Source organism: Shewanella septentrionalis, from assembly GCF_025370265.1.
Taxonomy (GTDB): Bacteria; Pseudomonadota; Gammaproteobacteria; order Enterobacterales; family Shewanellaceae; genus Shewanella; species Shewanella hafniensis.
This window is the reverse complement of record NZ_JAMTCC010000005.1, coordinates 20,335-37,411: the sequence shown is the minus strand read 5'-3', so window position 1 is coordinate 37,411 and position 17,077 is coordinate 20,335. Positions and strand designations below refer to the sequence as shown.

Here is a 17,077-nt window from a genome sequence, read left to right as displayed (position 1 = left end):
TTTCTTCTTGAATATGCAGATTTGTGAGTGTTTTGTCAGTGCAAAGGTGCATAGACACTGAGTTTTATGTTGGTTTTTGTTGCTCAATTTTTAAGATAGTAACTTACCTCACCATCTTGTCGATACCGGTATAAAAAAGGCCCCAATAGTGCAGCGATAATCTGCGCACTATTGGAGCCCAAAACGCATTCATTGGAGGATGAAGTCGTGTTTACGCACTAGCAGGACAATCAGTCGTTATCCAGCAAGTTAGCGCACGATTGCTGTGCGATAACTTGCGATTGATAAAGTATGGCGATTACAGCGCGCAACTACAGCGCATTAGTGAAGATCTGACAGATCTCCGCATGGGTCGCTTGTTTTGGATTGGTGAATCCACAGGCATCTTTTAACGCGTTATCCGCAAGTGTTGGAATATCTTCCGCTTTCACGCCTAACAAGGTCAGGTTTTCTGGGATCTTAACCGCAACAGACAGCTTTTTGATTGCCGCTATCGCCGCACTGGCACCTTGCTCATCGGTCATGTTGGACACATCCACACCCATAGCCTTAGCAATGTCTTTTAAGCGAGCAGGGACGACCTGGGCATTGTATTCCTGTACATGGGGCAGCAGCAGGGCGTTACACACACCGTGGGGCAGATCGTAGAAACCGCCTAATTGGTGCGCCATCGCATGCACATAACCTAAGCTGGCATTGTTAAACGCCATACCCGCTAAGAACTGAGCGTAGGCCATTTGTTCACGGGCGTTGATATCTTGACCATTTTCCACCGCGTTGACTAAGTTAGCCTGAATCAATTCTATGGCCTTGATCGCACAGGCGTCGGTGATCGGATTGGCTGCAATAGACACATAGGCTTCAACCGCGTGAGTGAGTGCATCCATACCGGTTGCGGCCGTGAGGCTCGCAGGCTTTTTCAACATGAGCTCAGGGTCATTGACCGACAGCAAAGGCGTAGTGTGCTTATCGACAATCGCCATTTTAATGTGGCGGGCTTCGTCGGTAATGATACAGAAGCGCGTCATTTCACTGGCAGTACCTGCCGTCGTATTAATAGCCACTAACGGCAATTGTGGTTTTGCGGATTGATCTAACCCTTCGTAATCCTTAATGCTGCCGCCATTGGTGGCAACAAGGGCGATACCTTTGGCGCAATCATGGGGTGAGCCGCCACCGAGTGAAATCACAAAGTCACACTTGTTGGCTTTTAACAGGGCTAAACCGGCTTCGACGTTCGTCACGGTTGGGTTAGGTTGTACGCCATCATAGATGGTGGAGGTAATGCCATTTTGACCAAGTTTTTCGGCCACTTCACCGACTAAGCCAATTTTGACTAAGGGTTTGTCTGTCACTATGAGTGCGTGTTTAAAGCCTAAGGTTTTGATGTCACCGATAGCGTCATCCACGGCGCCTTGGCCTAATACGTTGACAGAAGGAATAAAAAATTTAGCAGCCATAAAATCCACCTATTTGCTTGTAAAGATTAAGTTGTGTTCTTTTCTGGTGATCAAGCTACCAATTTGGAGGTAGTGAAAGTGTGAGCTCGATCGAGTTCGGCGCTTATCTGGGGCCAATTTCCCACTAAAGTTGGAACTCGGTAACTAAACTTCGGACTTTTATGACGGGTATTAGTGTTGGCGTACGATATGGTTTTTCTGGGGGGGGAGCGCCCGTGGCGAGGCATCATTTCTGTGTGTTTTTTACTGGTCTTTTTATCTCACTTTTCATCCCACTTTTTAGCCAACATTTGACGGCTCAATTGTTAAATCTAACAGAGGTTAAACCTCATTAATACTCTCATTCGTAGCATTAACTTCAGTTTATTAGTTTGATATCTAATATTAATCATGCGTGCTGCTGTGGTTGTGGTAGGGCCGCAAGTCAAAGTAATCTATACATTTATCTTGTTTTTACACATTAATTCTTTTTTGTATAACTAACTTGTGAGCTTTGTCACTGTGCTATTTTAGGTTGATAGTTACATCACTAATCATTATCATGATTGTTAATTGAACGTTCAATTAACGTCGTTCAAAGTATTGAGAGAGTGGTTATTCCTTGAGTATTTATGCCTAAAGCCGCAATGAAATGGATACGCAGACAGCAGCTTATCGATGCGACATTAGCATCGGTTGCCTTGCATGGATTGCAGCACACGACCATCAACAGCATTAGTCAGTTGGCGGGGATGTCGTCGGGGATCATCAGTCATTATTTCAGTGGTAAGCAGGGCTTGATCCAAGCGACGCTGCGCCACTTGCTCGAGCAGTTAAAGCAAGCGTTGCTCAATCGAATCCAAGGACAAGTGTTGGCGCCAACAGAGCGCTTAATGATGATAGTTGAAGCGAATTTTACCGAGTTACAACGCTCGCGAAATGTCACTCACACTTGGCTGAGTTTTTGGGCACAGGCCGTCCACGATCCCCAGTTAGCCCGTTTGCAGAATATTAATAGTCGCCGCTTATACAGCAACTTACATTTTTCCTTTCGGCACGTGTTGCCCAAAGAGTTTGCCCTGATGGCTGCTGAGCAAACGGCGGCGATGATCGATGGATTCTGGTTACGCAGCGCCTTAAGTGAAACCCCTGAGCAGGATTTTGTTCAGGCCGAAAAATTATGCAAAATCTTTATCCACAATGTGATAAAGCAGCATGGAGTCAAAACATGTCAGTAGAAGTACAGTACAACTTTATTGCGGGTCAGTTGCTCGCAAACGATAGCGGCGAAACCTTCGACGTCGTCAATCCTGTCACTGGGCAATTGGCGTATCGAGTGCAAGTGGCCGATGAAAAAATTCAGCAAGCGGCCATCGAGAGCGCCAAAAAAGGCTTTGCTATTTGGTCTGCCATGAGTGCCACTGAACGCAGCCGAATTCTGTTAAAGGCGGTCGCATTATTGCGCGCCCGTAATGATGAACTCGCGGCAATCGAAGTGCGCGACACAGGTAAACCTTGGCAAGAAGCCTCAGTGGTTGATGTGGTCACAGGCGCAGATGCTATCGAATTTTTCGCCCATATTGCCCCTGGGCTTGAAGGCGCTCAGCAGCAAGTCGGTGGGGATTTTTATTACACCCGCCGTGAGCCTTTAGGCATTTGTGCTGGCATTGGCGCGTGGAATTACCCATTACAAATCGCCTGTTGGAAGGCCGCACCTGCCTTAGCTAGCGGCAATGTGATGATTTTTAAACCTTCGGAAGAAACGCCGCTTGGCGCACTGAAATTAGCGCAACTCTTAAGTGAGGCGGGTTTACCTGATGGCGTATTTAATGTCGTAATGGGCGATGGCAAGGTTGGCGCTTGGTTAACGGGGCATCCGGATATTGCCAAAGTGTCCTTCACGGGCGAAGTCGGTACTGGCAAGAAAGTCATGGCCGCGGCGGCAAGTTCATTAAAAGACGTCACTATGGAACTCGGCGGTAAATCACCGCTTATCGTATTTGACGATGCCGATATCGACAATGCGGTTTCAGGTGCCATGCTCGGTAACTTCTATACCCAAGGTGAAGTCTGTACCAATGGGACGCGGGTGTTTGTCCATGAGTCAGTTTATCCACGCTTTATCGAAAAACTGCTTATGCGTACTCAAACTAATATTGTGGTGGGCGATCCTATGGCGCCAGAGACTAACTTTGGCGCCTTGATCTCCAAAGACCACCAGCAAAAAGTACTCGATTATATTCAGCAAGGTATCGATGACGGCGCAACTCTGCTCACCGGTGGCACAGCACTAACGCCGGAAAATGCTCCCAATGGTTACTTTGTTGCCCCGACGATTTTCACCCATTGCACCGACGAGATGCGTATCTGCCAAGAGGAAATCTTTGGCCCTGTGATGTCGGTACTCACCTTTAAAGATGAAGCCGAAGTGATTGCTCGGGCAAACAATACCGGCATGGGCTTAGCCGCTGGGGTGTTCACCCAAGATATCAGCCGTGCACATCGGGTTATTCATCAGTTACAAGCGGGTATTTGTTGGATCAATGCCTATGGTGCATCGCCAGCCGAAATGCCGGTAGGTGGGTATAAGTTGTCGGGTATTGGCCGTGAAAACGGTAGCGAGACACTCAAGCATTACACCCAAGTTAAAGCCGTTTACGTGGGTCTACAGCCCTTAGAAAGCCCATTTTAAGGAGGCATTTTGACTCATTCACTCCAGCAAAAATATTATAACTACATCATAGTTGGCGCCGGTTCTGCAGGGTGTGTGCTTGCCAATCGCTTGTCTAAGGATCCTAAAAACGAAGTACTGTTATTAGAAACCGGTGGCAGCGATAAGAGCATCTTTATTCAGATGCCGACGGCGTTATCGATTCCGATGAACAGCCCTAAATATGCTTGGCAGTTTGAGACGCAGCCTGAGCCACATTTAGATAATCGCAAGATGCATTGTCCTCGGGGCAAAGTGCTTGGCGGTTCATCGTCGATCAACGGCATGGTGTATGTTCGTGGTCATGCCAGGGACTTTGATGAGTGGCAGGCGCAAGGGGCGACCAACTGGGATTATAGCCATTGCTTGCCGTACTTTAAAAAGGCAGAAACCTGGGCCTTTGGTGGCGATGAGTATCGCGGCGAGTCTGGACCGTTAGGCGTTAATAACGGTAACCAGATGCAAAATCCCTTATACCAAGCCTTTGTGGATGCGGGCATTGCGGCGGGGTATTTATCGACCGCCGATTATAATGCGGCGCAGCAAGAAGGCTTTGGCCCTATGCACATGACGGTCAAAAAAGGCGTGCGTTGGTCTACCGCTAACGCTTATTTACGCCCGGCGATGGCCAGACGTAACCTTACTGTGTTGACCCACACTTTAGTGCATAAAGTGTTACTGGAAGGGCAAGCTGCCGTTGGCGTTCGCATTGAGCACAAAGGCAAAGTTGAAGATATTCGTTGTAATAAAGAAGTGATTTTAGCTGCTGGCTCAATAGGTTCGCCGCATTTGTTGCAATTATCAGGCATTGGCGATCCCCAAGTATTGGCCGATGCAGGGGTCGAGTTACAACATGAGTTGCCCGGTGTCGGTCAGAATTTACAGGATCATTTAGAGTTTTATTTCCAATTCAAATGCCTTAAACCGATTTCACTCAATGGTAAGTTAGATCCTTTCAGCAAGTTCTTAATCGGTGCCCGTTGGATTTTAGATAAATCTGGCCTAGGGGCCACGAATCACTTTGAATCCTGTGGTTTTATTCGCTCAAAAGCGGGCCTCGAGTGGCCAGATTTACAGTACCACTTTTTACCTGCGGCTATGCGCTACGATGGTAAAGAAGCCTTTGCGGGACATGGTTTTCAGGTGCATGTAGGCCATAACAAGCCTAAAAGCCGTGGTGCCGTGACCTTAGTGTCGGCAGATCCTAAAGCGCCGCCTAAGATCCAGTTCAATTATTTACAACATCCTGATGATATTGAAGGCTTTAGAGCCTGCGTGCGTTTAACCCGTGAGATCATCAATCAAGCGCCATTTGATGAGTATCGCGGTGAAGAAATTCAACCCGGCACACAAGTGCAAACCGATGCGCAAATCGATGCCTTTGTGCGTCAATCGGTTGAGAGTGCTTATCATCCTTCTTGTTCATGCAAGATGGGCACAGATGCGATGGCGGTGGTGGATCCTGAAACCCGCGTGCACGGCTTGCAGAATTTACGGGTGGTGGATTCTTCTATTTTCCCGACTATCCCGAACGGCAATTTGAATGCGCCGACCATAATGTTGGCTGAGCGCGCTGCGGATATGATTTTAGAGGCTGAGATGTTAGCGCCAGCAGATTGCGCCGTTGTGGTTGCCGACGCTTGGCAAACCACACAAAGAAGCACAGCTACAAGTTAACGGCACAAGTTAACGGCACAAGTTAACGCCATAAGTGCACAACATGCCTGCTCGGTCCGTCTTATCGATGGACTGGCGGCTTCAATGTTAAGTGACGCATTAATTGATGACTCAAAACTCATTAATTGATTACTGAAAATAAGGGTCATGATTCATTTTATCTAAAGGGTCGGTCAGCCCGCAGTGAGTGTGCAAATGACCGCTTTCACGACTGAACATCTATCAGGGTTTAACTATCGCAGAGCGCTTTTTAAGTAGCGATATTTAAGGCTTGAGGGCAGAGTGCTGCCTTTAAAAATGATTCAGTTTTTATTATTAAATAAAAACATGGAGTTACATTTTATGGATTCATATCCTCATGCTTATTTATATCCAGTATCGACTGGGACGGAGTGCATCCTATGACCTGGTTATTATCCGCAGGGATACTGTTCACTTTTGCCGCGATTGCGTTTGTGATTTATCGCTGGGGTAACATTCGCTGTATCGGTGTGACGCCTGTGCGTACGTTTACCTTTATCGCGATTCTGTTCACTTCTGGGCTTGATGTCGGCTTGATCATGTTTCCGCTGACCGAGTTTGCCGGCTATGCCAATGTGGCGGCGAGTCCTGAATACGGCTTTACCAATCCGCTGGCGATTGAGTTTGGCTTTTGGGCCTTCTTGATTTGGGGTTTCTACTTTTTAACCTGTTTCTATTTTTGTGTGATTGAACCTAGGGTGAAGTTCTTCGACATTCCTTTGGTCAAGTTCATCAATAATATCGTGATTATTGGTACCTGTGCCTTTACCGCCTATTTGTTATTAAGCAATTTGCCCTGGTACTTACCCGAATTAGGTGATGGCGAAACCATAGTCGGTAGCTTTTATCTAATCGTATTTATGGTGATTGCCGCGGCGGTATATTCCAGTACTAGCATACGTTATGTGCGTATTTTGAGCTTAGCCAGCACTTGGTTATTTTTAGGCTTGATTGCCATGATGTGGGCCAATGCATTTTTATCGGCTGACTCGAGTGTGGGTGAGTTCTTTACGACCTTTGCCATGTTGGGCGACTACTTCGGCAATATTCAACATTTTGTGTTACCCATCAACGACTACCATGAGTTTTATCTGTTCTGGTGGTTTGCGTGGAGCATTATGATTGGTCAATTTACCTCGCGCTTTGTCGGCGGGATGAAAACCTACCAAGTGTTGCTGGCCATGATGGTGTTTCCGTCTATCCCTATCGCTATCTGGTTCACCGTGCTTTATTACTACAGCGCCAATGGGTTAGATACCTCGGGCTTCTATAATCTGGCGATGGTGATTGTAGGGGTGACCTTTGTGATTAACTCACTCGACTCACTGGTACGCCTGTATACCGACAATCTTAATCTGACGATTGAGCGTTTAGGCAAGCTTAAATATGTCAGCTTTAACTTAGTCTTGCTCTGCAGTCTGACATTACTCTTTCAATTAGACTTTCTTCAAATTCAATGGGTTGGTGCAATCGCACTGGGCCTGATCTTTAGCTGTTTTGGTTACATCATGATGACGCAATTGCAAACTGTTCGTGCCATTGAGCGCTCGCCAAAAGAGAACAAAATCGACTTTACTAAAATTGAGCTAGCTAACTAATGGAAAAATTAATAATGAAATCAAAATGTTTTTATCTTGTCGCCGGCGGATTGTTATTGATGTCGACTGCGGCGAATGCCGGATTATCGGCCACTGTGACGGCGACGTCGGATTACACTTTTAACGGTGTCAGCCAAACGGACAACGGCCCAGCACTGCAAGGCAGTCTGGATTACGGGTTTGATTCGGGCTGGTACGTGGGCGGCTTTACCTCGAACGTCGACTTTGGTGGTAGCGATGATACTTGGTTAGAGCTCGATACCTATGCGGGTAAATACTATCAGTTGAATAAACAATTGAGTCTCGATGTCGGACTGGCCTATTACACCTACCACGGGGACTCTTTCTCAGATGAATACAACTATCCTGAGCTGTATAGCAAGCTAGGTTACGACACTTCCCTTGGCCACTCTGAAGCTAAGTTAACCTACACATGGGACTACTTTGGTTTGGGCGGCGGACATTACACTATGTTGCTCGGCCATACGATTAGCGTTGCCGAAGGCCATGATATTCGCTTCAGTGTTGACCGCTCGACGTCACTCGATGAAGACAAATGGTCATGGGATGACGGCAAATCCTTTAATCACTATCGCGTTGCCTATATGACCAGCTGGAGCGGCTTTGATTTCAGCCTTGCCGCTGAAGACACCAGCATGAACTTAGATACCAGTGACGAGCGTCTAGTGTTGTCGGTATCGCGTCAATTCATGTTGTAATCTAAGGGACTTTTACCATAAAAGTGCCTCCTCTTGGTGAGTTCAGTCGCGCTTTCTGGTAAGGTGCACTGGACAACTGGGACGGGACATTATGGAAAAGTACGAACAACTGCTCATTTCGCTGCGTCGAGTAATACGCGCTATCGACATTCATTCTCGCCAGCTAAACAAACACTCAGGTTTAACTGGGCCGCAATTGATGGTGATGCAAAAAATCGCCCAATTGGATGCGCCATTGGCGAAAACTGTGGCGGAAGAAATTACGCTGAGCCCTGCGACAGTGACGACTATTATCGATCGTCTCGAGGGCCGTGGTTTAGTGATCCGTCTGCGCAGTGAGACTGATAAACGTAAGGTGCATTTATACCTTAGCGATGCGGGCCGAGCACTGTTACAGGACTCACCTAAACCGCTACAGGATCATTTTATTAAGCGTTATCAGAATCTTGAAGAATGGGAACAGAGTCAATTGCTCTCTGCGGTTGAGCGTATCGCGACTATGATGGACGCCGATAAAATTGATGCGGCGCCTATGCTCTTGGTCGGGAAGATCCAAGGCGACGAGTAATCGTTTAGCACATGTTTTAAATGATTAGACGTTAAAATCGATTCGTTTTTTAAATGAAAAAGCACTGAATCTTCAGTGCTTTTTTGCTTTTAACTCGATGTAGTTTAGCTGTGCATCTTTTACATACTTAAGCAGCAGGGCAGCTTGTTGTAGCCACAGAGTTAATCAGAATTTCTTGTACTGGCGTGTTGGCAAAACCACCGCTGTTTTTTGTCGGTACTATGCTGATCTGATCCGCCACATCCATGCCGTCAACCACTTTGCCAAACACGGCATAACCATAATTGCTCGCAGACGCATCCAAATGTGGATTATCTAACACATTGATAAAGAACTGTGATGTTGCAGAATTAGGGTCATCTGTGCGAGCCATGGAGATAGTGCCACGTTTGTTGCTAATACCGACTGCGGCTTCATTCTTGATGGGGGCATCGCCTGGTTTGCTTTTGAGTCCAGTGGTAAAACCGCCGCCTTGGATCATAAAGTTATTAACGGTTCTATGGAATAAGGTGCCGTTATAGAAAGACTTATCAACATACTGCTTAAAGTTTTTACCTGTGATGGGCATGTTCGTTAAGTCAATGGCGAGTGTGATATCGCCTTTTGTGGTTTTCATTAAATAACATACATCCGCAGATAAGGCTGGCGGAGTGGGATCGGGCGTCGGTGGCGTCGGCGTTAGATCACCATCTGTACTTCCTTCACAACCGGTTAAGGCTATGCAGCCGACAAACAGTAATCCTGATAACTTCTTCATTTCATATCCTTATTCTCAATCATCATTGGGGAGTTTCTGCTTTAGCGTTCCATCGAGCGAGCCTCTGGCGGATAAGCGAGGGCATAGCAGGCTCCATGAATGTAATGTTGTTATTATGTTTCTACGCTGTAGCGAGATGAGATGTTGACAGAGGAGAGATAGGCTGTTCAAGTTATAAAGTGCAATTGATACAAAGTGTTGCACCGAACTCCCTAGTCGATATGTTTTGGGTCTTATTCATTGGGTTTTAGTTCGAATGCTATGACATATAAATGTCTTACGCCTGTCATGTTATTTCTATGCCTTAGTTCCCTGCTTAGTGCTTGTCTTTTGTAACTGTCTCTCGCGACTGCTTTTCGTTAAGGCCTTGAGAAGCATGCTTGCCCTCTTGCTGAACGCATGCCCCAAGTTGGTGCGTTCCATGTTTATTATTTCGATTGTCACTGCGCGCGAACTTAACTGAGTGCTTCTAGTAAGTTACTGATTTTTTGAAAAAGTTTTTTGTTATTTCCCTGAAATATTTATGTCATCTTCTTGTTACTTTTGGTTGGCATGGTTACTGTATATCTAAAGCCATGGATGAGCGGTCGCGGGGGCGACAAAATATGGGGCTGGAAAAGTTGCTGTATTTGCGGGGGGTTGGAGCAGAATTTACTGATTGTTTTGGCCAAGAGATCCATATTTCCGAGGTAGACAGGCAAGGTATCTTGACCTGTATGTTACAGGAAAAAAACACTGTGGCAGGGACTGCCATTGATGCTTCTGCTACAGAGGCGTTATCGAGTGATGCTGGGCTGACTAATGTCGATGCGGTATTGACTGAAGCGCTGATCGCCTCACAAATTGACTTGCTGGATGCCCGTCCTTGGACTCAGGTTTTACCCGAATTCCATTGGTGTTTTGTGGATGAACCTTGGATAAGCCTTTGTTTACCTGAAAGCTATACTTCAGATCTGAGTGTGGCGATTGAATGCGAACAGGGTGAGTCTATCGTATTTGATGTGCCGTTCTCGGCGCTTAAGTCGATTGGCGATTACCGCATTGAACAAACGCTTTATCTCCACTATCGCCTTGATCTTACGCAACTGGGATTAGCACGCCTCGATTTAGCTGAGGCCAAGACCCAAGCTTCCCCTGAACACTCAATGACCGCCGAGACTGAGGCGGTGAATTTAGCGTCTTATTTCCTGAGCAGCCAAGAGTTCACTAACAACCCAGCTTTAATCAAAAACCAAGACTCATTTGCGCATGCAGCTGACAAAAATGCGAGTGATTTCTCTGTGTTAGGTTTGGGCTTTCATCGCATAGCTTTAAGCTTAAAACATGCCCTAGAGACAAGTGCACAAGCGCCAAGCTCGGCGCTAGTGAGCAGTGTGACGGCTGAGGCTGATACCAGCACTTTGTTTTCTGGCACCTTAATGGTGGCACCGCGGGCCGCTTATCAAGGCGTACTGACTGCTGTCGCCCAAGGTAAGCGCCATAAACCTTGGGGGATCAGCGTTCAACTCTATAGTTTACGCAGCGAGAGCCAATGGGGCATAGGTGACTTTGGCGATTTAGAACAACTGATCGCGCTGGTGGCGGCGCAGGGCGCGGATTTCATTCAACTCAATCCCTTGCATGCCCTCGACATTGCGGCGCCAGAGCATCCGAGTCCCTATAGTCCGTGCGATCGCCGCAGACTCAATCCTCTTTATATTCAATTACAAAGCGTTCCTGAATACCAAGCACTTACCACTGAATTTTCAAGCGCTACTTGGCTAGAGGCCATCGCCTTACTGAATCGTGACAATTGGCTCGATTATCCTAAGGTGAGTGAGCTCAAATACCGTGCCTTTGAGCAGTTATATCGCGTTTTTTGTGAAACCCATTTAGCAAACGACACGCCCAGAGCGCAAAGATTCCATGAGTTTGTGCGTGAGCAGGGCACTGCGCTGCAAGAGTTTGCTCAAGCGGAATACTTACGTAGCCCAAAAGCGTTTGTACAAGAGGAAGGTTTCTATCTTTACCTGCAATTTGTGGCCGAAAACCAGTTACACCTTTGCCAGTTAAAAGCGAAAGAAGTGGGCATGGGGTTGGGATTAATCCGTGATTTGGCCGTTGGCGCAGCGCTGCAGGGCAGTGAAGTACAGGCCAATGCCGAGCAGTTTTGTTTGCATGCCAGTATCGGCGCACCGCCCGATCCCTTTGCGCCCCAAGGGCAAAATTGGGGCTTAACGCCCCTCGATCCGGTGAAGTTAAAACAACATAATTTCAGTCATTTTATCTCCTTGATCCGCGCCAATATGGAAAGCTGTGGCGCCTTGCGTATCGATCACGTGATGGGCTTACTGCGCCTCTGGTGGTGGCCACTGGATAAACAACTTGGCCACGGTGCCTATGTGTATTATCCCGTTGAAACCATGCTCGCTATCGTTTGCCTTGAGAGTCAACGTGCCCGCTGTGTGGTGATTGGTGAAGACTTAGGGCTAGTGCCACCGGACATTATTCATCGTCTCTACACCTCTGGTATTTATTCCAACGAATTGTTCTATTTCTGCAAAGACCATCAAGGCTTTAAATCACCGGATCAATACAAGTCCCAGAGCCTGATGATGCTGGCGAACCACGATGTGCCGACTTTAGTCGCTTGGTGGTGTGGCAGCGATTTACACCTGCGTCGACAGTTATCCCTGTTTGATTCTGACGAACAATTGGGCGAGGCACTGGCTGGGCGTGAACATGAAAAGCAGCAGCTTATTTCACTGTTAGTCGCTCAAGGTCTGTTAGCCGAGGTGACGATAGCCGAACTCGATATTCAAACCTTGCTCACGGCTTGGATGACCCTAGGGGCTCGCGGCAATAGTGCGCTGTACAGCGTGCAACTGTGTGATTTATTAGCCGATCGCCATGCGGTGAACATTCCCGGCACTTGGCTCGAATATCCTAACTGGCAGCGGCGCTTACCTTTGAGTTTAACGCAAGTGTCGGCTTCGCCGGAGATACTGCAGCGATTACAAAATATCGCTGCGGCGAGACAGCTGCCAAGCTAATGCTGCTGATCCAGTGCCACATTATGCCATCCCTAAAGGTTCGATAATTAGGGGGGGTTATGCGGATAAAGAGTGCCAATTTGCAAGTTTAATTGACTGATAAACGGAAGAAAAATGATGACTCAAGCCAATGCCTATTTCTACGATGGCACCGACGTCGCCCTACTTAATGGTCAATACACTGATGTTTTTTCGCTCTTGGGTATGCACAGTGCCAACGAGGGTAAGGCATTAATTGTTCGTTGTTTTTTACGTAATGCAATCAGTGTGGATGTGATCAGCATTAAAGATGGCCGCAAAGTAGCGAGTCTGGACAAAGTTAACGAGCAGGGATTGTTCGCCGGTACGCTGGGGCGACGCGTCAAACCGTTTCTCTATTTGCTGCGGGTAGAATACCCCCTGTGTCAGCTAGATATAGTCGACCCTTATCAGTTTGATTCACTGCTCAATAGTGACGATATTTACCTGTTTGGTGAAGGCAGCGCCGAGCGCGCCTATGAGTTTTTAGGCGCCAACTGGCGTCAGACCCAAGGCGTTGAAGGTGTGCATTTTTGTGTGTGGGCACCCAATGCCAAACGGGTTTCTGTGGTGGGGGATTTCAACCATTGGGACGATACTCGCCATGTAATGCGCCAACATCTTGCCAATGGTTTGTGGGAGCTATTTCTGCCCAATGTGGTTGAAGGCGCCCACTATAAGTTTGATTTGGTTTATCAAAATGGTGAGCGTCATACCAAGTCTGACCCCATGGCGACTCAAATGGAATGCGCGCCCCATAATGCTTCTATCGTGCCCCCAAAAGCCCATCACAGTTGGAATGATACTGCTTGGATGAGTAAGCGCGCGGCGACTGCTTGGCATAAAGCGCCCATGTCGGCCTACGAAGTGCACTTAGGTTCGTGGCGTCGTAAGGGAGAGCAAGGCGAGCAATATCTTGATTATAACGACTTGATTGAACAGCTGATTCCCTATGTGAAGGAGCAAGGTTTTACCCACATTGAACTGATGCCGATCAGCGAGTTTCCCTTCGATGGTTCGTGGGGATATCAGCCTGTGGGTCTCTATGCACCGACCCACAGATTTGGCGATGCCAATGGGTTAAAAGCCTTTGTGGATGCCTGCCATCAGGCGGGAATTGGTATCATCCTCGATTGGGTGTCGGCGCATTTTCCTAAGGATCCCCACGGCTTAGTGCGTTTCGATGGCACTTGTTTGTATGAGCACGAAGATCCTCGCAAGGGCACACATCCCGATTGGGATACCTTGATTTATAACTATGATCGCGGTGAAGTGCGCAGCTTTTTATTGAGTAATGCCTGTTATTGGCTGCGGGAGTTTCATTTCGATGGCCTGCGTCTCGATGCCGTGTCTTCTATGTTGTACCTCGATTATAGCCGCGAGCCGGGCCAATGGCTGCCCAATGCCTATGGTGGACGGGAGAATCTTGAGGCCATTAGTTTCTTACAAATTTTGAATCAACGCCTGTACCAAGCTTTCCCCGGCATTTGCATGATCGCCGAAGAGTCCACCGCTTTTGCGGGGGTGACTAAGCCGACGGATCAGCAAGGTCTCGGCTTTGGCTTTAAATGGAATATGGGCTGGATGAACGACAGCTTAAGCTACTTAGGCCGAGATCCGCTTTACCGCCAATTCCACCATCATCAATTGACCTTCAGTTTGATGTACGCCTATACCGAGCAATTTATGTTGTCCGTGAGTCATGATGAAGTGGTTCATGGCAAGGGCTCGTTGCTGCATAAAATTCCCGGTGATGATTGGCAGAAATTTGCGACCCTGCGTGCTTATTACGGTTTTATGTGGGGGCATCCAGGTAAGAAATTACTCTTTATGGGCTGCGAGTTTGGTCAGCGAAATGAGTGGAACCATAACCAGAGTTTAGATTGGCACTTATTGGCCTATGAACCGCACCAAGGTGTGCAACGTTGGCTTAAAGATCTCAATCACTTATATCAAGCCATGCCTGCTTTATCAGTTCAGGATTACGAGGGGGCAGGATTTAGTTGGCTAGATTGTGAAAATAGCCGCGACAGCATCTTTACCTTTGTGCGTTACGGCTTAGCGGGTGATGCGCCGTTAGTGTTTGTCATCAACATGACGCCCCAATTGCACACTGGGTTCCGTATTGGTTTGCCTTTGGCGGGGGATTACCGCGAATACCTGAATAGCGATAGCCAGATTTATGGTGGCAGTAACCAAGGTAATGCGGGCACTGTCGTTGCTGAGTCGCTGCCGTGGCAGGGCATGGCGCAGAGCGCGCTGATCACTGTGCCGCCCTTGGGTTGCCTAGTGATAGGGCCTGCAACTGGATTGGCTGAGGCGAACTAGTATGCAAAAGCCCACAGCTGATGATATCAAGCTCAACCCTGACGCTAAACATAACCCCTCTCAAAATGAGAAATGGGCCTTGGGGGCAGGTGAGCCTTTTCCGCTCGGTGCGAGTGTTGAGGGCGATGGCGTCAACTTTGCGTTATTTTCAGCTAACGCGACAGCGGTCGAGTTATGCCTATTTGATGACAATGGCGAGCAAGAAATCGCGCGGATTGCGTTAACTGAACAAACCCAGCAAATCTGGCATGTGTTTGTGCAGGGGCTCAAGGCGGGGCAACTCTACGGCTATCGCGTTTATGGCTCCTATGAGCCTCAGCTTGGCCACAGATTTAACCCCAATAAGTTATTGCTCGACCCTTATGCGCGCCAGCTGGTCGGTGAATATAGCGACCATGAGTCTAACTATGCTTACGAGCTGGATCACAAGGATGAAGACTTATCTTTCAGTAAGTTAGATAACGCTGCCCATGTGCCAAAATGTAAGGTCGTGGACATTCGTCCATTAATCGACATCGCCGCTAAGCAGTCGATTCAGCCCGTAGCGACGAGGTTTCAGCCCAAACCCCTAGAGCGCAGCATCATTTATGAGATGCACGTTAAAGGCTTTACGGCGGCGCATCCTGAGATTGAACCTAATAAACGCGCCACCTTTGCGGGCTTAGCGACTCAGCCTGCTATCGATTATTTGGCCGAACTTGGGGTGACGTGCGTCGAATTACTTCCAGTACAGGCCTTTTTTACTGAACCATTTTTGCTAGAGAAAAAGCTTACTAATTATTGGGGTTACAACAGTATTGGCTTTTTTGCCCCCGAGCCGAGTTATCTGTCATCCGACGATATTGGTGAGTTTCGCGCTATGGTTGATGCACTCCACGGTGCGGGTATCGAAGTGATCCTCGATGTGGTCTATAACCACAGCGCCGAGGGCAGTCGACTTGGGCCAACCTTTAGTTTTCGTGGCATAGATAATCTCAGTTATTACCGCCTACATCCGAATGATAAGCGTTTTTACATTAACGATACGGGTTGCGGAAACACCTTAAATATCAACCATCCACGCATGTTGCAACTCGTGCTGGATTCGCTGCGTTACTGGGTGGAAATCATGGGTGTCGATGGATTTCGCTTCGACTTGGCGGCCTGCCTAGGTCGCGAGGCCTATGGTTTTGATCCCGGCTCAGGTTTCTTCGATGCCTTGTTGCAAGACCCTGTGTTGTGCCGAGTGAAATTGATTGCTGAGCCTTGGGATATCGGCCCTGGCGGTTATCAATTAGGTAATTTTCCCGTGGCCTTTAGTGAATGGAACGACAGATACAGGGACACTATGCGCCGCTTCTGGCGCGGCGATCACAGCATGTTGCCCGAATTTGCCAGACGGTTTCACGGCTCGGGGGATTTCTTCGAGCATGGCGGCCGTCCACCCGCGACCAGTCTTAATTTTCTAACCAGTCACGACGGTTTTACCCTCAAAGATTTAGTGAGTTATACCCAGCGCCACAACTTGGCGAATGGGGAAGATAATCGCGACGGTCATCAAGAAAACTTCAGTCATCATTATGGGGTTGAAGGGGAAACCGAAGATAGCGCAATTCTGGCACTTCGTGGTCGTCAACAGCGTAACTTATTGACGACACTATTTTTATCCCAAGGTGTGCCTATGTTGTTGAGCGGCGATGAAACGGGCCGCACCCAGCAAGGTAACAATAATGCCTATTGCCAAGACAATGAACTGAACTGGTTTGATTGGTCGGCAAAGGGCATGGACACTAAGCTGTTAGCCTTTACTCAGCAGCTTATCGCCCTGCGCAAACGTTTCCCGTTGTTATGCGCTAAACGCTTCATTCATGAACAGTTATTGGCCGAATCTTTAGCCGATACTGGTGCTCGCTTAGATTGGTTTAGTCGTCAAGGTGAGCAAATGACCAAGAGCCTGTGGACTGAGTCTATGTGCCGCAGTTTATCTGTGGTGCTTTCGGGTGACTTAGAAGGCCAAGGTAAGCAGCAAGCTCTGCTATTGATGGTCAATGCCGACGACAATCCTTTGGCATTTACGCCGCCGACCTTTGAACACTTGAGTCCGTGGCAATGCCTGATCCATACCCAAACTGAGCCGCTGTATGCTCAGATCTCTACGACGCGATACTTGCTGCAAGATCGCAGTCTCATGCTTTTTCATGCTGATTTGATTTTCAAGAAATGAAGGAATT

11 protein-coding genes are annotated in these 17,077 nt (G+C 47.8%); 9 read left to right on the top strand and 2 right to left on the bottom strand.

Annotated features, from left to right (window positions below):
* Positions 1 to 311: 311 nt before the first annotated feature.
* Entirely contained in the window at positions 312 to 1,460 is a 1,149-nt protein-coding gene (gene yiaY, locus NE536_RS03910; protein WP_063882698.1) for an L-threonine dehydrogenase, read from the bottom strand.
* Positions 1,461 to 2,071: 611 nt separating this feature from the next.
* On the opposite strand from yiaY, the gene betI reads away from it, so the two are divergent.
* The 6 genes from betI (at position 2,072) to NE536_RS03880 (ending at position 8,732) form a co-directional block, all read left to right on the top strand.
* Positions 2,072 to 2,677 carry a transcriptional regulator BetI gene (gene betI, locus NE536_RS03905; RefSeq protein ID WP_261271863.1) on the top strand — a complete coding sequence of 202 codons (606 nt, stop codon included), beginning with the start codon at positions 2,072 to 2,074 and terminating at the stop codon, positions 2,675 to 2,677.
* Positions 2,668 to 4,131, top strand: a complete 1,464-nt coding sequence (gene betB / locus NE536_RS03900; RefSeq protein ID WP_261271862.1) for a betaine-aldehyde dehydrogenase — start codon at positions 2,668 to 2,670, stop codon at positions 4,129 to 4,131. Before betI ends, betB begins: the two co-directional genes overlap by 10 nt.
* Positions 4,132 to 4,140: 9 nt before the next feature.
* The gene (betA, locus tag NE536_RS03895) at positions 4,141 to 5,826 is read left to right on the top strand and encodes a choline dehydrogenase (protein WP_261271861.1); all 1,686 of its coding nucleotides are present in this window, start codon (positions 4,141 to 4,143) and stop codon (positions 5,824 to 5,826) included.
* Between the two features lie 401 nt (positions 5,827 to 6,227).
* Positions 6,228 to 7,445: a BCCT family transporter gene (locus tag NE536_RS03890; protein ID WP_261271860.1), complete on the top strand. Its 1,218-nt coding sequence runs from the start codon at positions 6,228 to 6,230 to the stop codon at positions 7,443 to 7,445.
* Between the two features lie 14 nt (positions 7,446 to 7,459).
* Entirely contained in the window at positions 7,460 to 8,164 is a 705-nt protein-coding gene (locus tag NE536_RS03885; protein WP_261271859.1) for a TorF family putative porin, read from the top strand.
* A gap of 91 nt (positions 8,165 to 8,255) precedes the next feature.
* Positions 8,256 to 8,732, top strand: a complete 477-nt coding sequence (locus NE536_RS03880; protein WP_006080852.1) for a MarR family winged helix-turn-helix transcriptional regulator — start codon at positions 8,256 to 8,258, stop codon at positions 8,730 to 8,732.
* Between the two features lie 127 nt (positions 8,733 to 8,859).
* Here NE536_RS03880 and NE536_RS03875 read toward each other — a convergent pair whose 3' ends face one another.
* Positions 8,860 to 9,489 (bottom strand): peptidylprolyl isomerase, encoded by a 630-nt coding sequence (locus tag NE536_RS03875; RefSeq protein ID WP_259578140.1) that lies wholly within the window; start codon positions 9,487 to 9,489, stop codon positions 8,860 to 8,862.
* Between the two features lie 605 nt (positions 9,490 to 10,094).
* Here NE536_RS03875 and malQ point away from each other — a divergent pair.
* The 3 genes from malQ (at position 10,095) to glgX (ending at position 17,070) form a co-directional block, all read left to right on the top strand.
* The gene (malQ, locus tag NE536_RS03870) at positions 10,095 to 12,521 is read left to right on the top strand and encodes a 4-alpha-glucanotransferase (RefSeq protein ID WP_261271858.1); all 2,427 of its coding nucleotides are present in this window, start codon (positions 10,095 to 10,097) and stop codon (positions 12,519 to 12,521) included.
* 114 nt (positions 12,522 to 12,635) lie between these two features.
* Positions 12,636 to 14,867 (top strand): 1,4-alpha-glucan branching protein GlgB, encoded by a 2,232-nt coding sequence (gene glgB / locus NE536_RS03865; protein WP_261271857.1) that lies wholly within the window; start codon positions 12,636 to 12,638, stop codon positions 14,865 to 14,867.
* Position 14,868: 1 nt separating this feature from the next.
* On the top strand, positions 14,869 to 17,070 hold the full coding sequence (glgX, locus tag NE536_RS03860) for a glycogen debranching protein GlgX (protein WP_261271856.1): 2,202 nt from the start codon (positions 14,869 to 14,871) through the stop codon (positions 17,068 to 17,070).
* Positions 17,071 to 17,077 lie beyond the last annotated feature (7 nt).